The sequence below is a fragment of the Bifidobacterium vespertilionis genome, assembly GCF_008698145.1.
Lineage (GTDB): Bacteria > Actinomycetota > Actinomycetes > Actinomycetales > Bifidobacteriaceae > Bifidobacterium > Bifidobacterium vespertilionis.
Window position 1 is genome coordinate 177,207 of record NZ_RZNZ01000002.1, and the last position, 20,146, is coordinate 197,352.

The window sequence follows — 20,146 nt, forward strand, 5'->3', positions numbered from 1 at the left end:
CATGTCGAAATCCGGGGAATTCCAATGGGCGCAGTGGCGGGTGGCGCTGGACGCCAAGCGCGGGACGAATGCGGGCGCGAGCGTTGTGGCGAAGGGGAGCGCGGCGACGCGAATCGCACAGCCGTTCCGTTCCGGCGCATTCCCCTCGAAATCCGGCGGCAAGGGCTTCATGCCGTTCAAGGCCACCGGTCACAAGGGCGGCATCAGTCGTCAGCACTGAGAATGGCGGACTTTGCCTCTTGCAAGCCCGTTTCGCATGGCTCAGCTGCACCTATCTGCAAAAGTGGGGGCGGATTTCGCGGTTTGCATGATGCTATACATGCAAGTGGGGGCGTCTCAACGGTGATGCACGGCGGCTAGCGGTCAAACTGAACGGACAAAACCGCGAGATTTCAATATCGCATCCATCAAAATCGTTCTCGTCTACTCGGCGAGACGCCCCCACTTGCATGTATAGCGTCGCGCAAAGGCCCAAATCCGCCCCCACTTTGATGAATAGCACGCGTGCTGCGCCCAGACGAGTGCACAGACGAGCCGCAACCCCGTCCCGGCAGCGTCCAATGAAGTCGCAATTGGGGCCGCAATGGAGCCGTTCGGATGGCAGCGGCCCGCACGGTGCCCTCACCGCACGTCCGCGCCGAAGGGAAACAGGGCCAGCTTGGCCATTTTGAACGACTGGATGCCGAACGGGATGCCGATGATCGTCACGCAGTTGGCCACGCCGGCGAGCAGATAGCTCAGCGCGAGCACCCAACCGGCCAGGACCACCCACACCAGATTTGCCAGCGCGGAACCGAACCCGCCGCCGTAGTCCACGGTCTTGCCGAACGGGGTGAGCGTCAGAGCCGCCATTTTGAATGCCTGCAGACCAAGCGGGATGCCGATGATCGTCACGCACAGCAGCAGTCCCACCACGGCCCACTCGATGGCGATGAACAGCCCGCCCAGAATGATCCACAACACGTTACCCAGAAATCTCATGGCACCAAGGCTACCGGTGCGCGCCAGCCGGCGGCATCCGGGAACACCCTGAACGGTCCCTGAATTTCTAGAATTTCTAGAATTCCTAAGCCCGGCGTTCGCGGATTGCCTGCAGCGTGGGCCGCAACATCAACGTGAACCCGGTCAGTCCCACCACCCATAGTGGGTACTGGATGAGCGTGGCCATGCGCATCGCCTGCGCGGTGTACAGACTCGGGTCGGTGGCGCCCTGCATGTCCAGCAGCACGCCCACGCCCAGGAACACGATCGCTGAGGACAGGAATCCGCCGGTGTTGGCGAATCCGGTGGCCGCGCCCAGATTCGCGGGACGGTTGGTGTCCCGCACATAGTCCATGGCGATGTTCGATGCCGGGCCGCCGCTGGTCAGCGCCACGAGCAGCAGGACCATGAACCACATCGGATGCGGGCCGGGCGTGAGCAGCAGGATGGTCCACAGCACAATCTGCGCGCCGATCGAGACATACACCACCGCCGCGCGGCCGTGGATCGGGTGGACGCCCGCAAGCCGGCCCATCAGCGGGCCGAACACCATGTTGATGACCACGCCGGCGCCCAGAAACGCGCTGGCCGTCCCGCGCGACCATCCCTCAACGGCCAGCAGGAACGGGATGCCCCACAGCTGGTTCATCATGTTGACCGGGAACCAGGTGGTGGCGTGCACGAAGAACCCGCAGATCGTGCCGGGGGAGTGCAGGGCGCTGCCCAGCCCCCTCACCGCGGACTTGAGTCCTCCTTCCGGGCGCTCATGGCGGCGGGAGGATTGGTGCGGGTCGTCGCGCACGGTCATGAGGATCGCTGCCGCCACACACACGCCGGTGCCCGCGGCGGTGAGGAACGCGGTCTGCCATCCCGCCAGCCGCAGCAGCCACGCGAAGGGGTACAGGGAGATGATCTGCCCTAGTCCGCCGGTCACCGAGGTCAGCTGGGTGAGTAGCGGCGCCTGACGGGTGGGGAACCATGCGGAGATGAGCCGTACCACCGAAATGAACACGAGAGCATCGCCCATGCCCACCACGCCGCGGCCTACCACGGCGAGCCATGTGACGGGCGCAAGGGCCACCAGCGACTGCCCCACGGCCATGAACAGGCCACCGCAGGAGATCAGGATGCGCGCGCCGAAGCGGTCCAGCAGCACGCCGGCCGGCACCTGCATGATCGCGTAGACGAACAGCTGCAGGTACAGGAATCCGGACAGCGCGGTGCTGGTGGTGTGGAAGTGGTTGGCGGCCTCGATGCCCGCTGCGGACATGGAGGACCGGCAGATCACCGCGAACAGGTAGCCCAGAAGGCCCATGCCCCACATGAAATAGGCGCGGGGCCCGCCAAGCCGGATTGGTGCGTTCTTCGTCGTCTCGCTCACCCGGACATCATATCTCGCGGGGGTGGTTCAGGCGTTGTCCGGGCCGATCCCCAGCGCGTCGGCGCGCGTGCGCCCGGCGTGGATGGCCGCGTTGATCGAATCGGCCTGGACCTGGTCGACCGCGTAGTCGCGCCCGTCGAGCGAGCGGACCGGGATCACCCAGCCGCCGTGCGTCATGTACAGCGCGTCGGCCTCGCGCAGCCGCTCGACCGGCATGCGGCGGGCGTACGAGAACGACTTGCCCTCCTGACGGGCCCATGCGAACAGCTCGCGCTGCGTGGTGCCGTGCAGGATGCCGATCGACGGATCCGGGGTGACGAACTCGTCGCCGTAGCGGGCCACGATCGTCGCGTTCGGGCATTCGAGCACGTAGCCGTCGTCGGTCACGAACACCGAATCGTCCACGCCGCGGCGGGCGCACTCGCGATGGGCGGACTGGTTGACCGCGTAGCTCAGCGTCTTCGCGCCGCACAGCAGCCACGGGGCGCGCTCGGCCACATCCGACGTGTAGCCGCGGCTGAGCGTGGTCATGGTGATCGGCGCGTCGGTGTGCAGGGCGGCTTTCGCGTCCAGGAACATCCACACATGCGGCTGGTCCGGGGCCGCGGCGCCGATCCCGGTGGCCCGGTCGGGCCCGCGCGAGACGAGGATGCGCATGATCGGCCCGCGCTCCGGATCCGCGTACTCGTCGACCAGCTGCTCCACGGCGCGCTCGAAGGCGGGCAGGTTCGGCGCGGGCATGTCGATCATCGCCGCCGTGTGCGCCAGACGCTTCAGATGGTTCTCCAGCGAGACCGCGTAGCCGTCCCACACCACGGTCGCCTCGAACATGCCGTCGCCGCGCGTGACCGCGAAGTCGAACGGGGAGACGACCGCCTCATGGGGGTCCACGATCTGAAGCGGTTCGGCCGATCCCGCTCCCGCATCCTCCCCGAACAGCGCGTCGGCGTCGCCCACGCCCAGCACGATCGATCCCGCATCCGTCGTCATGTCCGATCCTTTCGCTTGCCGCCCGGTCGTCCCGCTCTCCGGCGCGCCCGGTCCGTATGTCAATCGCGCATCGTACCCGACGGATGTTTCGGCGGTGTCGACCGGGCGCTGCCGACGTTTACCGTTGCTCCTACAGTGGGGGCCATGTCATGCACCACTATTCTCATTGGAAAGAACGCGAGCTACGACGGGTCCACGATCGTGGCCCGCAATGACGACTCCGGCTCCGGGCGGTACGATCCCAAGCGGTTCGTGGCGGTCCGCCCCGAGGATCAGCCGCGGCACTATGTGAGCGAGCTGAGCCACATGACCAAGGACCTGCCGGACGATCCCTGCCTGTATTCGATCGTCCCCAACGCGTTGCCCGGCCGCGGCATTCTCGCGGAGGCCGGCGCCAGCGTGCGCAACGTGGCCATGAGCGCCACGGAGACCATCGCGGTCAACGAGCGCGTGCTCGGCGCGGACCCGATGGTCGCGTTCAAGCCCGCCCAGGGCGAACCCGGCACCCCCGAATACCGCGCCGAACAGCCCGGAGGCATCGGCGAGGAGGATTTCATCACGCTCGTCCTGCCGTACGTGCACACCGCGCGCGAGGGCGTGGAGCGGCTCGGCGCGCTGCTGGAGCGCTACGGCACCTACGAGGCCAACGGCATCGCCATCTCCGACGTGGACGAGATCTGGTACGTGGAGACGATCGGCGGCCACCATTGGATCGCCCGCCGCGTGCCGGACGACTGCTACGCCGCGATTCCCAACCAGCTCGGTCTGGACGACTTCGACCTCGAGGACGCGCTCGGCGACCAGCGCGAATTCATGTGCAGCGCGGACATGCGCGAGTTCATCGAGTCGAACCACCTCGACGTGTCCATGGACGCCGATCCGCACCATCTCAACCCGCGCCGGCTGTTCGGCACGCGCAGCGCCAAGGACCACATCTACAACACACCGCGCGCCTGGTACATGCAGCGCTACCTCAACCCCAGCGACGACTGGGACTCCCCGTCCGCCCGCTACACGCCCATCTCCGACGACATCCCATGGTGCCGCCGGCCGGAGAGCAAGATCGGCATCGAGGATGTGGACTTCCTCATGAGCTCGCACTTCGAGGGCACGCCCTACGACCCGTACGGCACCGAGGGCACCGAGGAGACCCGCCGGCGCTACCGCCCGATCGGCATCAACCGCAACGGTCAGCTCGTGGCCCTGCAGATCCGCCCGTACGTCTCCGAGACGAACCGGTCCGTGATGTGGATCTCCTACGGCTCCAACCCGTTCACGTCGCTCGCCCCGTTCTACGCGAACGTGAGCCAGACGCCGGCGTACCTGAACAACACCACCGCCGAGGTCACCACCGACTCGTTCTACTGGACGAACCGCATCATCGCGGCGCTCGCCGACCCGCACTACGTGGCCAACAGCAACCACATCGAGCACTACCGCGAGAACGTGCTCTCCTACGGCCACCGGCTGATCGCGCGCACCGATGAGGCCGTGGACTCGGCCGAGGCGGATGCGCAGGTGAACAACATCGCGCGCAGCGAGGAGCCGGGCGAGGTGTTCGGCGACCTTGAGCTCGCCAATCAGGCCATGGCCGACTACCTCAAGGCCCAGACCCAGGATCTGCTCTCCAAGGTGCTGTACACGTCCAGCAACCTGATGCGCAACGCGTTCGCCATGTCGGACAGGTGATGGTCGCGCGATCCGGTGATCGGGACATATGAAGGGGCTTCCCCGGGAAATGGATCCCCGGGGAAGCCCCCCCTTTGCGTTATTTTTGCGTTATTTGCGACGAGCGCCGCGTTTCGCCACCTGCGTTTCGCTGTTCGCGTTTCGTTACTCGCGCACGAGCTGGATGTGCTCCACGTCGTCGCGCTTGGAGCGGCGGTAGAGCACCGCGCGGTTGCCGATGGTCTGCACGACCTCGGCGCCCAGTGCCTCGGCCAGCTGCTCGGCGGCCTCCTTGGCGGTCACGCCGGAGCCGTCCTGCACCTGGCACTTGACGAGCTCGTGGCTTTCGATGGTCTCGTCGGCCTGCTTGATCACGGAGTCGGTCAGATCGTTCTTGCCGATGTACACGAGGGGCTTGAGCTGGTTGGCCATCGCCCGCAGCTGCTTGTTCTGTTTCTTGGTAAGCGTCATGGGGATCAGCATAGCGAATGGGATGCCTTAGCCTCGCGCGGCCGTGCGCGACCGTTCCAACCTGCGTCGCGATTTTTGCAGGTTGGAACGATTCTGCAGATTGGAAGCGCTTTTGAGGCCGCAGGATGCAGATTTGTTCCAATCTGCGCTATTGAGGGCGCAGGCTGGAACGATTGGGACGGATTGTGTCGCGCCCGTCCGCTGCTGCGCCTTGCCGCGCCTTGCCGCGCGAAACCAAGGTATGGAATGATGGTGCCATGGCAACGATTTCGATTGGCGAGCCCCTCCACCCGGTCTCCCCGCGGCTCTACGGCGTGTTCCTCGAGGACATCAACTGCGCGGTGGACGGCGGCCTCAACGCCAACATGGTGAACAACTACAGCTTCGACGGCACGTACCTGTGGCACCGCAGCCTGCATTTGCACGGCCGTGAGCGCTGGCAGTGCGAGGCCGATCCGCTGCGCTTCTGGCGGTTCGTGGGGCTCAAGGCGGAGAGCTTCGGCACGCGGGTGCGCGGTTCGCACGGCCAGTGGGTCGACACGTCCCGCCAGTGCCCGGCCGATCCCGTGCATCCGAACAGCCGGTATGCGCGCATCACGCGGCTGTCCCACACCAACAAGTCGTACATCGAGAACTTGGGTTACAACGGGGGAGACGATGGCGAGGCGTGCGCGATGGCCGTGGAGGAGGGGGAGTCCTATATCTTCGAGGCGCTGGTGCGCACGGTGTCCGGACGCGGCCGCCTTGGCGTGCGCGTGATCGACGAGGACTGCGTGGCCCTGGTGGAGGCCGAGGTGATCGCCCTGCCCGCGCCGGCCGCCGGATGGACGCGCGTCTCCTGCACGCTTGAGGGGACGATCAGCCGCTACGGCAAGCTGCGCATCGACGTGCTGGACGATCATGCGGCCGGGCCAGCGGGGCCGGCCGGGCAGTCCGGGCAGTCCGGCGTGGGCGTCGGTGGCGGCGGTCCGATCGCCGACGCCGCCCAGGTCGACGCCGCCCAGACCGCACCCGGCGACGCCGCGGACGAGCCGCTGTGCGTTGACCTCGACTGCGTGAGCCTGATGCGCGCCGATCATTGGGGCGTCGGCGATCCCAAGTGGCGTCACGGCAAGCTGCGCCGGGATCTCGTCGAGACGATCGCCGCTCTGAAACCCGCCTTCGTGCGCTTCCCCGGCGGGTGCATTGTGGAGGGTGTGACCCCGGGCAACGAGTACCGGTGGAAGGACACCGTCGGCGCGCTGCCCGCCCGTCGTCAGAAGCCCAACATGTGGGCCTACAAGACCCCGGACGGATCCAGCTATTCGCAGAGCTACCAGATCGGCTTCTATGAATATTCCTGCCTGTGCGAGGATCTGGGTGCCAAGCCGCTGCCCACGCTGTTCGCCGGCGTCAGCTGCCAGTCGCCCTATCGCGATCCCAAGCACATGCCCATCGACTCTGAGGCGTTCCGGGCCGTGATCGACGACTATCTGGACCTCATTGACTTCGCGAACGGCGACCCGGCCACTGGCCAGTGGGCCCGCATTCGCGCGGCGATGGGCCATCCGGCCCCGTTCGGACTGGATATGATCGGCGTGGGCAACGAGAACTTCGGCGCCGACTACCAGGCCAAGTTCGATGCGATCAGCTCCGCCATCCACGATCGGTACCCGGACATGCTGTGCGTCATGAGCGCCGGGCTGTTCCCGTTCGCCCTGCCCATGCGCCCGGCGTGGGACCATGCCCGCGCGATCGCCGCCGGCGGGGTGCCCGGGCGGACCGGCGAGCTGCTGGGCGCGACCGGATCGGCCACCGGGGACGCGATCATCGTGGACGAGCACTCGTATCATTCGCCCGACTGGTTCATCCGTCAGTCCACCCGGTTCGACGACTACCCGCGCGACGGGGCCGGCGCGTACTTCGGCGAGTACTCAGCCAACGGGTTCTTCGCCGCCCAGCCGCAGACCGAGCGGGCCGCGAACCAGTGGCGTTCCGCGCTTGCCGAGGCCGCGTTCCTCACCGGGTGCGAGCGCAATTCGGACGTGGTGCGCATGACCTCCTACGCGCCCCTGCTCGCACTGGTGAGCGGCAAGGTGTGGAACCACAATCTCATCGAATTCAGCCCGTCGCGCGTGTCCGGAACCGTCAACTACGAGGCGGAGCGGCTGTTCTCCGCACAGGTGGGCGGAACCGCGTTCGGCGTCGCGCTGCGGGACGGCGACGGGCGCGACGGCCGGCTGTTCGCGTCGGCCACCGGCGGGGACGAGCCGTTCGTAAGGATCGTGAAGATCGTCAACGTGTCGGCCGATCAGGTGCCGGCGACCATCGAGATGGCCCTGTCCGCCGCGGCCGTGGATGCCGCCCGGTTGGATCTGCGCGTGGAGACCCTGATGGGCGATCCGCACGGCAAGAACCTGCTGGACTTCGAGGGTGAGCCGATGGAGGCGCTGAAGCGGCGGATCAATGAATCGCGGCTGCCGGTGGACGACGGCCGGCCGCTGCGATTCGCGCTGAGCCTCAAGCCGTATTCCATCACCGTGGTGACGCTGCGCGCGTAGGCCCGCCGGGGCCGGGCCGTCCGCCGGATCCGTTCCGTGCCGGGCGGCCGGTCTACGCGCGCCGGCCGCGGCGGACTACGCGCGCAAACTCACACGATGGCCTGATATTGCGTCGCCCGCGAGTTGCCGATGCGGCGCACCTTGCCCTCCGCGGTGAGCTTGCGCAGTGCGTAGTTGGTCTGGTTCTTCGTCAGGTGCAGCGGCTCCTGGATCTCCACGCGCCGCAGGGGTATGCCTCGTTGGATCAGGTATGCGAGGACGAGGGGCTCGAGCTCGCTGCGGTCCAGTTGCCCGGTGTCGGGCTGCGCGTCCGGGGCGGTGACCGGCTTGGCGGGCAGCGGAGCAAGCGCCAGCGGCGTCGCGGGGGTGGCGGATCCGGCGTTCGGTGCGGTGCGGCGCAGTTCCAGCTGGTCGACGCCCTCATTGTGGTCGATGCGATGCGTGAGCCGGCCCTGCGGCATGTCCGGGAAGCGGTACTTCGTGGCGATGCGGCCGGTGTCGCCCGTGCCATTGGAGGCATCGCCCCCGTTGACTCCGCTGCCCGATCGTCCGTCGTCCTCGGATGCGTCCCGATTGCCTCGATGGCTGCCGCCGTCGCCGATGTCCGGCACCTCCACGCGCAGCAGCGGCAGGATGACCGCCACGGAGGCGGGGGCCACGCGCAGCTGCGGGGCGTCGATGCCGTCGTCGTACGCCTGCATGATCTGCTGGATGCCGTTGCCCAGATTGTGCACGAATCCCAGCTGTTCCAGCAGTCCGGCGAGTTCGATGTTGCGCGGTTGGTTGGCGCCGTTGATCAGATCGTTGATCTTGAGCCCGCCGAACAGGCCACCCAGCGAGATCACCTCCACGGAGGCCGGCGTCACGTTGACGATGGTGGACCCGGTGTAGGTCGCATAGTCGCGGTGGGCGATCGCGTTGATCAGCGCCTCGCGCACCGCCCGCCAGGGGACCGGCTTGGCGCTGATCCCGGGTTCGTCCGCTTCGGCGGCGGCATGATCGGGGCTCAGCTGGGGCAGACTGCGAATGTAATGGAACGCCCCGTCAAGCTGGCCGATCACGCTTCCGCTGAAATTGCGATGATCCTCCAGCGTGGTCTTGTCCGCGTCGCCGTAGGATGCCACCTTGAGCGCGAACGGGTTCTGATCGCTCATCACGGTCCTTGTGATCGGATCGGCGCAGGAGTCCGGATCCCATGCAATATGCGCGGTGGCGAAGGCGGCCTGCGCGGCGTCGAAGGTCTGCGCGCCGCCCGTTGCGCCGGCGCTTGAAGTCTCTGTCCCCATACCCCGAGGGTACCGTCGGATTGCGACAGTCAGCGCTGAATCATCGCTCCAAGATACTTTCCATGATGGAAAGACACGCCGAAGAGTTTTCTGAGGCAGTCGCGTTTGACTTTCCAAGTGGGAAAGTGTTATGCTTTCCATATCGGAAACAATCGAAGAGCAAGGTCAAAGGCAAGATCGGAGAACGTTTCCGGACCGGTTTTCCAGTGCAGCACAATCCTCAAATCCCATCCGCAAACCAATCGTCCATCCGTGACATATTCCAAGGAAAAGAGATGATCGCCATGAACACGCCACTGCAAACCAAGCCCCTGCCCGCCTCCCCGGACGCCCGGCTCTCCGCGGCCGACGCGCTCTCCTCGCTCACCTCCACGCGCGAGGCCGTGGCCAATCGGTTCACCACCCCGATGTGGTACAAGGTCTCCGTATCCGTCGGCTTCGCGATCGCGACCATGCTGGTGTGGGCGCTGTGGGGCGGCATCTTCTCGTCGCTCTCGGATCTCCAAATCATTCTGTGCGGCGTTGCCATCACCGCGGTCGGCGTGGTGCTTGAAGTCGTGCTGGTCTGGAAGATGGAACGCCGCGGCATCCACTGGCTCACCATGCCGGCGACGCCCAGTGGATGGCTGTACGGCGTCATGGCGCCGTTCGTCGGCATTGGAACGATGACGGTTCCCATCTGGTGCAACGGCATGGCGTGGTGGATGGCGCTGATCGCCGCCGTCATCGGGGGAGTCGCGACCCTGCTGCTGATGAATATGTGCGACGCCGCAATGCGTGATTACATTGTGGCCGGCGGTTCGATGGACAAGGTCCGGCTCGACGGCGATGACCGTCGCGACGACAAGGGCAACGAACTGTGGACCCGCGCCCGTCTGCTCGCCCTGCCCGATGAGGAACGCCGTGAGACCGCCCGCCGACTGACCTCCCCGTACTGGCTGCACACGGCCATAGGCCTTGAGGCGATGCTGTGCATCGTGAGTGCGCTGGAAGTGGTCTCCCTGTTCAAGATCGGGTCCCATGCCGGTGGCTTCATCATCCCCGTGGGGTCCTTCGTCCTGATCTACGCGCTGGATACCACCGTGACGCGATGGACGCGCAACGCCAAGGTCGACACCCGCATGATGCCGGCAAGCCCCGTCAGCTGGGTGCTGTTCTTCGCCATGGCTATCACCTGCCTCATCCCGGTCTACCTTGCCGGATACGGTTTTGGCTTCACGTTGCGATCGGGCAATGTGCCCCTTGCCAAACTGGCGGTGGGCGGATTGGTCTTCGTGGTGCTCTTCTCCATCTTCGGCCAGTTGTATGATCGCCGCCGGTACAGCGACATCGTGAAAGGGGTGTGATATGGCATGGCGACTCCCGTCATCACCGCGCAATTCAACGAAGTGATCCACGCCCCCATGCGACTGCGCATCTGCGGCCTGCTGCAGGGGGCCGGCGAAGTCGAATTCGCCGCCATCCGCGACATGCTCGGCGTCAGCGACGCGGTCTGCTCCAAGCACCTCAAGGTGCTTTCGGACAACGGCTACGTCACCCTCGCCAAGCGCCCCGGCCAGCGCAACGGCCACGACGTCACCTGGGTCTCTCTGACCGACGAAGGCCGCGAGGCGTTCGAGTCCCACATCGCCGCGCTACAGGCCATCGCCGGACTCGGGTGAGTTCGCTGGGTGATGTTTGCAAAGCCCCGCAAAGCCAAATTCACAAGGCTTTGCGGGGCTTTCGTATGTTTTTCGCGACGCCTTTCTGGTCGTCCTGAGCGGGGCGTGGTCCCTTCCGTCGTCCTGAGCGGGGCGTGGTCCCTTCCGTCATCCTGAGCGGGGCGTGGTCCCCTCCGTCATCCTGAGCGGAGCGTAGCGGAGTCGAAGGATCCTTTGCTTTTATGCATTGGTCATGATGCACGAGGCTAAGGATCCTTCGTTGCGCTCAGGATGACGAGAACCCTGCCCGCGACCCATGGCCCGTGACCCGGCGTGTGACCGGGCATGCATTGTGACAGGGCGTGTGACATGGCGTGCCTATTCCCGGTCACAGGGCTCTCAAAATGGCTTCGTTTCAACGATTCTGAAACCCCGTGACCGGGCGTGCCCACCCCTTGTCACACACCCAGTCACATCGCACGCCGTGTCACACACCCGGTCACACGCCGTGTCACGTTGAGTTTTGGAACCGGCCCGATCTGCCCAGTTCTTGCCCGGTCCACACCCGATTGCGCCGCAAACTGGGCAGATCGGGCCTCTCGCCGCGCAAACTGGGCAGATCCTGCCATCTGGAGGCCAAAAACCGGTCGCAGAAGACCGGATCTGCCCAGTTTGCGAATTCAGCGTCCTGATTTGCCCAGTTTGTGGATGGGGCAGTGCAGGTGCACTTCCAACGTCATCCTGAGCGTAGCGCGAAGCGCGGAGTCGAAGGATCCTTGATCTGCGCATATGGTTAAGGATCCTTCGCTGCGCTCAGGATGACAAGAACAGAACTTTTTCTCCAAACGGTGACTCGTGTCTCACCGCATGCCTCGTCATGGTCCGTGTCATGCCGCAGGACGCACTTCCAACGTCATCCTGAGCGCAGCGCGAAGCGCGGAGTCGAAGGATCCTTAACCTGCGCATATGATTAAGGATCCTTCGCTGCGCTCAGGGTGACAGCAATCCCATTCCCAAACGTGGCCGTCCCCAATCATCATAAAACCCCGCGAAGTCAATGTTTCCAATGCTTCGCGGGGTCCGGCGAGTGCCCCCAGCCGGACTCGAACCGGCAACCTGCGGATTAGAAGGCCGATGCTCTATCCATTGAGCTATGGAGGCAAACCTAGCCCAGTGTAGCGGCACGGGTGAACGAATCCGGCGTTGCTCTCAGGCCAACGCCTCGCGCACGCGCTGCACGATCGACTCGGGGGTCAGACCGTAGCGCCGCTGCAGATCGGGCAGGCTGACGCGATCGGTGAACTCCTTGAGGGCGCCCGCGTTGATCACGCGCGGATTGCGGGACGGGCCGGACGCGGAATCGGGCATGCGATGGTTCGCGTAATAGGCCGTGATCTTCTCGCCCCAGCCGCCTTCGAGCTGCCCGTCCTCCAAGGTGACGACCAACTCGTGATCGCCGCGCAGCGACTCGAGCGCATCCGTGTCCAGCGTGGAGCACTGGCGGGGGTCGATCAGGGTCACGGGGGAGCCCAGCTCGTCCTCCAGCGAGCGGGCCGCCTGCGCCGCCGCGGGATACGTGTTGCCGAGGGCCAGAATCGCCACGCGGGAGCCATGGATCGTCGTCGCATAGCGCAGAGGATCGGAGACGGACCGGTCGGCGGCACCCCCGGCGGTGGACCAAGCCGCGGCCCCGGCGCTCAGAGCCTGCGGCAGATCGATGCCGGCGCGCTCGGCGTCCAGAATCGGGGAGCCGGGCACGCGGATCACCACCGGGCCGGTCGCATGGGACGCGGAGCTGCCGCGGCCATCGGCGTCATCGGGCGCGGTCGCCCATGCCAGATCGGCCAGGAACGCCTCGCGCGAGGTGGGCACGAGCACGGTCAGATCGGGCACGTTCGCGAACATCGTCAGATCGTATGCGCCCGAATGCGTGTTGTCCGATCCGGACAGGCCTCCCAGAAAATCGAGCAGCGTCACGCGCGTGCGGTTCAGGGCGAGCTCCTGGAAGAACTGGTCGTAGGCGCGCTGGAAGAACGATGCGGTCGTGGCCACCACCGGCATGCCGCCGGCCTTGGCGATGCCGGCCGCGAACGCCACCGCGTGCGACTCGGTGATGCCGGTGTCCACGTAATGCCGTCCGGCGCGCTCTCGGAAGGCGTGCGTGACGCCGTTCGATCCGGGCGTGGCGGGGACCACCACCGTGAGCCCCGGCTCGGTGCCGAAGCGGGCCTCCAGCGCGGCCATCGCAAGTTTGCCGTAGTGCTTGCGCGGATCGTCCGGTTTGCCGGCGGCGCTGTCCGGGTTGAGCCAATGGCTGGCCTCGCAGCGGCCGGCGTGGGCGTGCGCGTCCGAAAGATCGCAATGGTCGGAGTGCCACGGGTCGCGCTCGGCGGCCTCGGGATCCGGCTCGGTCTCCAAGCCCAGCCCCTTTGTGGTGTGGATGTGCACCACCACCGGTTGGTCGATGTCCTTCACGTCCCGGAATGCGGCGATGAGCGCGTTCACGTCGTTGCCGTCGGCCACATAGCGGTAGTCGAGGCCGAAGGCGTTGAAGATGTTGGGCTGCGCGGTGCCGTTCGATGCGCGCAGGCGGGCGAGCGGGCCGTACATGCCGCCGAAGTCGCCGGCGATGGACATTTCATTGTCGTTGAACACGATGATGAGGTTGCCGCCCTGTTCGGCCGCGTTGTTGAGCCCCTCGAACGCCACGCCGGAGCTCAACGATCCGTCGCCGATGAACGCGATCACATTGCCGCTCCCGCCCGTGAGATCCCGGGTCTTGGCCAGTCCGCAGGCCAGCGAGATCGACGTGCCGGTGTGGCCGAGCACGAACTGGTCGTGATCGCTTTCGTCCGGATTGGTGAAGCCGGTGACATCGCCGAAATGCGCCGGATCGGTGAACGCCGCCCGGCGGCCGGTGAGCATCTTGTGCACGTAGCTCTGATGGCTCACATCGAACACGATTTTGTCGTTCGGCGAATCGAACACGTAGTGCAGGGCGACCGTGGCCTCCACCACGCCCAGATTCGAGCCGATGTGCCCGCCGTGGCCGTGCCGGTAGCGCAGCAGCGCGCCGCGGATCTCCGCGCACAGTTCGGGCAGCCGGCCGGCATCGAGCCGCTTGAGATCGTCGGGGGAATCGATTCGATCCAGCAATTCCAATCCGACGGCCATGGCGGCTCCTTCCCTTCGCATGTTCACTTGACGTACGCCAGTGTAGGCGAAACGGCACGACCTGCGCGCGGCAGGGGGGAACCACCCCAAAATCTTCGCTCATGCGCGCCCGCCGGGCTGCCTTGCTCTTCCTCGCTCACAGCGCGGAACGATCGGTTCGTTTTTCGCTTCAAAAACGGCCCGAAAACGGACCAAACGTTCCGGGCTGCGTTGATAGGTCGGCTGGGCGGTCGGCTGGGCGGTCGGCTGGGCGGTCGCAGGACGTGCGCTAAGTGGTGCGCACATGGTGCGAAGATGGATGCTGTCAATGCAATCTGAGCGAAAGGCACGGCGATGAAGGCGGTATACGCGGCTGGCGTGGATCGGGACGATCCCCTGAAGGAACTGACGGTGGGAGATCTGCCCGAACCGGCGGCCCGGCCCTACTGGTCCACGGTGGGCGTGAAGGCGGTCACGGTCAACCATCACGATCTGTGGAGCCTCATGGGCGTGGGGCTCGCGGCCGAGCAGACCCCGATGATCCTCGGCACCGACGCGGCCGGCACGCTTTTGGAGGACATCCCCGGCAAGCATGGCCTCAAGGCCGGCGCGGACGTGGTGCTCTACACGTTCATCGGCACCGACGGCAACGGTGTGGCGCCGGGGGAGCGGAGGTCGATCCTCTCCGAGAAGTACCCGGGCACCATGGCCGAGCGAACCGCCGTGCCGAGCGCGAACGTGTTCGCCAAGCCCGCGAACCTGGACTTCGGCGAGGCCGCGGCGCTGGGCACCAGCTGGCTGACCGCCTACTCGCTGGTCTTCCGCGCGGCCGGCGTGCTGCCCGGCGACTCGATCCTCATCCAGGGCGCGGGCGGCGGCGTGTCCACCGCAGCCATCCAGCTTGCGCATGCGGCCGGTCTCGAGGTGTTCGTCACCTCGCGCTCCGAGGCCAAGCGCGCCAAGGCCGTGGAACTCGGCGCGGATGCGGCCTTCGAGACGGGTGCCAGGCTGCCGCGCAAGGTTGACGCGGTGATCGACTCGGTGGGCGCCGCCACATGGGGCCATTCCGTGCGCTCGGTCCGTCCCGGTGGCGTGATCGCCACCTGCGGCGCCACCACCGGTGACCAGCCCGGCGCCGAACTGACCCGCGTGTTCTTCCAGGACATCCGCGTCCAGGGCGTCACCATGGGCAGCCGCGACGATTTCGCCCGTCTGCTGCGTTTCGTGGAGCACAACGATCTGCATCCGGCGATCGACGCGCGCTTCCAGGGCCTAGACGCGGCCCCGCAGGCCTTCGACAGGCTCTCCGGCGGCGATGTGTTCGGCAAGGTGGTCGTGGAGCTGTAGCCCGCGGACTGTGGCGGACTGGCGGGCGCCGGAAGGGCAACCCCGCGTTGTACAGTGGTTGTTATTCTCATTAAGTTCTCGATTGAGCGGAGGGTTGCCGTCATGGCAGAGGAACAGAAGCCCGAAGTCGCCGTGGTCATGGGATCGGCGAGCGACTGGGAGACGATGAAGCATGCGTGCGAGATGCTGGACCGGTTCGGCGTCGCATACCACAAGCAGGTGATCTCCGCGCACCGCACGCCGGAGCTCATGGGCGAGTTCGCCCACTCGGCGCGCGCCAAGGGCTTCAAGGTCATCATCGCCGGCGCGGGCGGCGCCGCCCATCTGCCTGGTATGGTCGCCGCCCAGACCACCCTGCCGGTGATCGGCGTGCCGGTGCGCTCGCACGCCCTGTCCGGATGGGACTCGCTGCTGTCGATCGTGCAGATGCCCGGCGGCATCCCGGTCGCCACCACGGCCGTCGGCAACTCCGGCGCCACCAACGCCGGCCTGCTGGCTGTGCAGATCCTGTCCACGAACGACGATCGTCTGGCGCAGGCCCTTCAGGATTACCGTGACGAACTCAAGGAGAAGGTGGCCGAATCCAATGCCCAGCTTGTCTGAGGAAACCAACGGCGCGGTGACCATGCTGCAGCCGGGCGCCACGATCGGCATCATCGGCGGCGGACAGCTGGGCCGCATGATGGCCCTGTCCGCCAAGTACATGGGCTTCCGCATCGGTGTGCTCGACCCGACCCCCGACTGCCCGACCGCTCAGGTGGCCGACTTCCAGGTGGTGGGCGAATACGACGACAAGACCGCCATCCACGACTTGGCCGAGAAGTCCGACGTGCTGACCTACGAGTTCGAGAACGTGGACGCCGAGGCCATTGACGAGGTGCGCCATCTGGTGGCCGCGCCGCAGGGCACCGATCTGCTGCGCGTGACGCAGGACCGCGTCCATGAGAAGACCTTCATCAACGAGCACGGCACCGAAACCGCACCATGGCGCGAGGTCAACAACTTCGACGAGCTGGATGCGGCGATTGACGAGCTGCACTACCCGTGCGTGCTCAAGACCCGCTCCGGCGGCTACGATGGCCACGGCCAGCACGTGCTTCGCAACGACTCCGACCTTGAGAAGATCCGCGCGCGCGGCGACCGCGGCGGCGGCTTCCCGCCGTCCATCCTCGAGAGCTTCGTGGACTTCGCGTTCGAGGCGAGCATCCTGGTGTCCGGCAATGGCAAGGACTTCGTGACGTTCCCGATCGTGCGCAACGACCACCGCAACAACATCCTGCACATGACCATCGCCCCGGCCGAGGTGAGCCCCGAGATCGAGAGGGAGGCCCACGAGCTGGCCCTGCGTCTGGCACGAGGCTTCGAGCTTGCCGGCACGCTCGCCATCGAGCTGTTCGTCACCAAGGACAACCGCGTGATCGTCAACGAGCTTGCCCCGAGGCCGCACAACTCCGGCCACTACACCATCGAGGCCTGCTCGATCGACCAGTTCGACGCCCACATCCGCGGCATCGCCGGCTGGCCGCTCATCCAGCCCAAGCTGCTGAGCCCGGCCGTCATGGTCAACGTGCTTGGACAGCATGTGATGCCCACCCGCGCGCAGATCGCCACGCACCCGGAGTGGAATGTGCACGACTACGGCAAGGCGCAGGTCCGCCATGATCGAAAGATGGGCCACATCACCGTGCTGACCGATGACACCGCGGCGACCGTGGAGGCCCTTGAGGCCACCGGTTGCTGGGACGATCTCAAGCCGTACAAGAAGCAGGACTGAGGCCGGCTGTATGGCGATTGAACGTGTGGAACGGCAGACCAAGCAGAAGGAGAGCATCCGCGAGGCCCTGAAGCGGTGCGACGAGTTCATCTCCGCGCAGGATCTGCACCGCAAGCTGGAGGATGACGGACTGCATATCGGGCTGGCCACCGTGTACCGGCAGCTCAATGCGTTGGCCGATGCCGGGGCCGCCGACACGATCCGTCTTGGCGGTCAGCAGATGTTCCGTCTGTGCGGCGATGACGAGCATCATCACCATCTGGTGTGCACGCGCTGCGGTCGTACGGTGGAGATCGAGCCTCCGAGCGAGACGTGGGTGCGCAAGACCGCGGCCAAGTACGGTTTTACGGTTTCCAGCCATACGGTGGAGGTGTTTGGCCTGTGTCCGGAATGCCAGAAGGAGCAGGGCTGAGGGGATTGGCTGTTTGATTGGCCTGCATGGGCTTGCATGGATGAACCGCCCGGTTCGCGATGGATTCGCGGCCGGGCGGTTTTGTGTGTGTGTGTGTGTGCCGGGCAATTGCATAATCAGGGGTACTTTTCGGCTCGCGCGGACATCTATATGCCTAATCGGGGACGGTGCGCGGCGTTAGAATCGTGGTTGAATCGATTCATTTTAATTTGAATCGATTCAGTATAAGGCGGCGTTGACTTGGGGGCCCCTGATTATGCAGATAGATCCTCGCAGATGGTCAAAATAACCCCCGAATACGCAGTTGGCGCAATCTCGGCGCCTTGCGACACGCTAATGATAACCGATTTCAATATCGTGGTATGGTAATTGGCCGAAGGAAACAAACCAATTCGTCGGAAAGAGGAGACGAATCATGTCCATTGCATCGATCATGTCCGCAACCAAGCGGATCGCCGCAGCCGCCATTGCCGCCGGAACGCTGTTCGCGGTCGCCGCGTGCGGAAGCGCCGAAGCGGGCCAGTCGGGTTCGCAGGCCGCCGCGGAGGGTGGAGCCTCGAGCCAGCCGGCCAAGATTGAGGTCGTCGCCAGCATCAACCAGTGGGGCTCCGTGGCCAAGGACCTCGGCGGCGATCTGGTGGACGTCACCGAGATCATGACCAATACCAATGTGGAAGCGCACGACTACGAACCCACCAGCCAGGACGTCGCCAAGTTCACCGGCGCGAAGGTGGTGGTGGTCAACGGCGCCGACTATGACCCGTGGGCCTCCAAGGCCGCCTCGTCCGCCAAGGCCACCGTTGTGGACGCGGCCGAAACCGCGGGCGTGAAGGAGGGTGACAATCCGCACGTCTGGTTCTCCGCCAAGGCTCGTGAGGCGACCGCCGATGCGATCACCAAGGCGTACATCGCCGCCGAACCGGCCAACCAGGCCAAGTTCGAGGAACTCAACAAGGCGTGGAAGGATCGCGAGACCAAGCTCGAATCCAAGATCAAGGACGCCTCCGCCAAGCTCTCCGGCCAGCCCTACGCCGCCACCGAGTCCGTGGCCTGGTACCTCGCCGACGATCTGGGCATGACCGACGCCACCCCGTCCGGCTACGCCCAGGCCTCCGCCAACGAGAGCGAACCGAGCCCGTCGGATCTTAAGCAGTACACGGACACGCTCGCCGGCGGTTCGATCAAGTTGCTCGTCTTCAACACGCAGGAGGCTGACGCCACCACCGATCAGATCACCAACGCCGCCAAGTCCGCGAACGTACCGATCGTGGAGCTCACCGAGCAGATGCCGAGCCAGTACGATGATCTGCTCGACTGGATGGACGCCCTCGTGGACCAGTTCGCCGCCGCGGTGAAGTAAGCGGGGCGGCGAACTGTCAGGGTGCCACGTGAGGCAAGAAGTCCTTACGTCATCCTGAGCGTCGCATAGTTCTTACCTTGTCATCCCGCGCGTCGCATAGTCCTTATCTTGTCATCCCGAGCGTCGCATAGGCCTTACCCCGTCATCCTGAGCGGAGCGTAGCGAAGTCGAAGGATCCTTAACTGTCTGCACAGATCCGAACCATGATTGCGTGCTTGATGGCCAGGGATCTTTCGGCTCCGCTATGCTTCGCTCAGGATGACGAAAAGTTTTTGTCACGCTCAGGATGGAAACCGCGCCTCGCTCAGGAAGACTTGCTGGATTCTAGGCGTATCTTGCAAATGTGATTGTTTGGTGGAGAATGATTGAAAGCTAAAATCGATTTTATTCACAGAGTCAAAATAGTAAATCGTTTGTCGTCTAGGATAGTATGTTGTTATTAAATAATCTACGTAGATGAGATTTGTATCTCAAAGATGAGATACTTGAATATTTCAATGCTAGGACGTATATTTTTCCTGTAAGCTTAACAAGCTTACAGGAATGATCAATTCACGACGAAGTCATTGATTGAAAGAGGAATACTATGAATGGGGAAAAAAGTTGCAGCTATTGCTGCGGCTCTTGGATTTGCTTTGACGACTGGCATCGGGGTGTCCATCGCTCAAGCCTATGAACTGACTCCTGAATTTGGTGAATCTGGTGTTGTGTACGATGTTCCTGAAGGAAATTTCGTAATTGGAGCCAACAATATGGAAGAGGCAGTTCCGCTCACAACGGTGAATGTTGGAGGTGGAACGTGGAATTATGGTTCATATGCTAATGGGTTTAATGTGAAGCGCTGCTATTCTCATTATATTCATAAGGATAAGTATCATTCTGCTGCAGTTGCAATCAGTGATCGAGATAAAACTGACTATGCTGCTGCGAGGGATTGGGCAAAAATTGATCTTGATGGTGGATGGTTTGATACGTGCAACACCTTCTAGTGGCATGAGCCTTAATGCCTGATTTCCTGTTGTGTGCGGCAATGAATATCATTGCCGCACACCTTAGTTCGAGAGGTTAGTGATGAGACGCGTACTTGCTTCCTTACTCGCAGTTCTATTCTTTGCAATGCCGGTGATTTCTGCAATTCGACTC

Annotated in this window: 17 protein-coding genes and 1 tRNA gene; 11 read left to right on the plus strand and 7 right to left on the minus strand. The window is 64.6% G+C overall.

Annotation, left to right across the window (positions count from 1 at the left end; genetic code table 11):
* Nucleotide 1: 1 nt before the first annotated feature.
* The gene (locus EMO90_RS02110) at nt 2-220 is read left to right on the plus strand and encodes a hypothetical protein (protein WP_150353875.1); all 219 of its coding nucleotides are present in this window, start codon (nt 2-4) and stop codon (nt 218-220) included.
* Between the two features lie 401 nt (nt 221-621).
* On the opposite strand, the gene EMO90_RS02115 is transcribed toward EMO90_RS02110, so the two are convergent.
* From EMO90_RS02115 to EMO90_RS02125, 3 genes are all read right to left on the minus strand, one after another.
* Nucleotides 622-981 carry a YccF domain-containing protein gene (locus EMO90_RS02115; RefSeq protein ID WP_150353874.1) on the minus strand — a complete coding sequence of 120 codons (360 nt, stop codon included), beginning with the start codon at nt 979-981 and terminating at the stop codon, nt 622-624.
* An 85-nt stretch (nt 982-1,066) separates the two neighbouring features.
* Nucleotides 1,067-2,362, minus strand: a complete 1,296-nt coding sequence (locus EMO90_RS02120) for an MFS transporter (protein ID WP_150353873.1) — start codon at nt 2,360-2,362, stop codon at nt 1,067-1,069.
* A gap of 27 nt (nt 2,363-2,389) precedes the next feature.
* Complete coding sequence (locus tag EMO90_RS02125) at nt 2,390-3,352, minus strand: aminodeoxychorismate lyase (protein WP_150353872.1); 963 nt, start codon at nt 3,350-3,352, stop codon at nt 2,390-2,392.
* Nucleotides 3,353-3,496: 144 nt separating this feature from the next.
* Between EMO90_RS02125 and EMO90_RS02130 the strand changes: the two genes are divergently transcribed.
* On the plus strand, nt 3,497-5,041 hold the full coding sequence (locus EMO90_RS02130; protein WP_150353871.1) for a C69 family dipeptidase: 1,545 nt from the start codon (nt 3,497-3,499) through the stop codon (nt 5,039-5,041).
* Between the two features lie 144 nt (nt 5,042-5,185).
* Here the strand turns inward: EMO90_RS02130 and yhbY are convergent, their stop codons facing one another.
* On the minus strand, nt 5,186-5,491 hold the full coding sequence (gene yhbY, locus EMO90_RS02135) for a ribosome assembly RNA-binding protein YhbY (RefSeq protein WP_150353870.1): 306 nt from the start codon (nt 5,489-5,491) through the stop codon (nt 5,186-5,188).
* A 257-nt stretch (nt 5,492-5,748) separates the two neighbouring features.
* On the opposite strand from yhbY, the gene EMO90_RS02140 reads away from it, so the two are divergent.
* The gene (locus tag EMO90_RS02140; RefSeq protein ID WP_150353869.1) at nt 5,749-8,031 is read left to right on the plus strand and encodes an alpha-L-arabinofuranosidase C-terminal domain-containing protein; all 2,283 of its coding nucleotides are present in this window, start codon (nt 5,749-5,751) and stop codon (nt 8,029-8,031) included.
* Between the two features lie 89 nt (nt 8,032-8,120).
* Here the strand turns inward: EMO90_RS02140 and EMO90_RS02145 are convergent, their stop codons facing one another.
* Nucleotides 8,121-9,317, minus strand: coding sequence for an ATP-binding protein (locus EMO90_RS02145; RefSeq protein ID WP_190971983.1), 1,197 nt, complete (start codon nt 9,315-9,317; stop codon nt 8,121-8,123).
* 275 nt (nt 9,318-9,592) lie between these two features.
* Between EMO90_RS02145 and EMO90_RS02150 the strand changes: the two genes are divergently transcribed.
* Both EMO90_RS02150 and EMO90_RS02155 read left to right on the plus strand, forming a co-directional pair.
* The gene (locus tag EMO90_RS02150; RefSeq protein WP_150353867.1) at nt 9,593-10,663 is read left to right on the plus strand and encodes a hypothetical protein; all 1,071 of its coding nucleotides are present in this window, start codon (nt 9,593-9,595) and stop codon (nt 10,661-10,663) included.
* 6 nt (nt 10,664-10,669) lie between these two features.
* Nucleotides 10,670-10,978 (plus strand): transcriptional regulator, encoded by a 309-nt coding sequence (locus EMO90_RS02155; protein WP_150353866.1) that lies wholly within the window; start codon nt 10,670-10,672, stop codon nt 10,976-10,978.
* A 1,067-nt stretch (nt 10,979-12,045) separates the two neighbouring features.
* On the opposite strand, the gene EMO90_RS02160 is transcribed toward EMO90_RS02155, so the two are convergent.
* Nucleotides 12,046-12,118, minus strand: a tRNA-Arg gene (locus tag EMO90_RS02160).
* 48 nt (nt 12,119-12,166) lie between these two features.
* A complete protein-coding gene (locus EMO90_RS02165; protein ID WP_150353865.1) occupies nt 12,167-14,131 on the minus strand; it encodes a 1-deoxy-D-xylulose-5-phosphate synthase in 1,965 nt (654 codons plus the stop codon).
* A 333-nt stretch (nt 14,132-14,464) separates the two neighbouring features.
* Here EMO90_RS02165 and EMO90_RS02170 point away from each other — a divergent pair, with 333 nt between their 5' ends.
* From EMO90_RS02170 to EMO90_RS02195, 6 genes are all read left to right on the plus strand, one after another.
* On the plus strand, nt 14,465-15,457 hold the full coding sequence (locus EMO90_RS02170; RefSeq protein WP_150353864.1) for a zinc-binding dehydrogenase: 993 nt from the start codon (nt 14,465-14,467) through the stop codon (nt 15,455-15,457).
* A 102-nt stretch (nt 15,458-15,559) separates the two neighbouring features.
* Nucleotides 15,560-16,060: a 5-(carboxyamino)imidazole ribonucleotide mutase gene (gene purE, locus EMO90_RS02175; protein WP_150353863.1), complete on the plus strand. Its 501-nt coding sequence runs from the start codon at nt 15,560-15,562 to the stop codon at nt 16,058-16,060.
* Nucleotides 16,044-17,231, plus strand: coding sequence for a 5-(carboxyamino)imidazole ribonucleotide synthase (gene purK / locus EMO90_RS02180; RefSeq protein WP_150353862.1), 1,188 nt, complete (start codon nt 16,044-16,046; stop codon nt 17,229-17,231). The genes purE and purK overlap by 17 nt, the downstream gene beginning before the upstream one ends.
* A 10-nt stretch (nt 17,232-17,241) precedes the next feature.
* A complete protein-coding gene (locus EMO90_RS02185; RefSeq protein ID WP_150353861.1) occupies nt 17,242-17,643 on the plus strand; it encodes a Fur family transcriptional regulator in 402 nt (133 codons plus the stop codon).
* A gap of 415 nt (nt 17,644-18,058) precedes the next feature.
* Entirely contained in the window at nt 18,059-19,003 is a 945-nt protein-coding gene (locus EMO90_RS02190; protein WP_150353860.1) for a metal ABC transporter solute-binding protein, Zn/Mn family, read from the plus strand.
* Between the two features lie 590 nt (nt 19,004-19,593).
* Complete coding sequence (locus EMO90_RS02195; RefSeq protein ID WP_150353859.1) at nt 19,594-19,992, plus strand: lactococcin 972 family bacteriocin; 399 nt, start codon at nt 19,594-19,596, stop codon at nt 19,990-19,992.
* Nucleotides 19,993-20,146 lie beyond the last annotated feature (154 nt).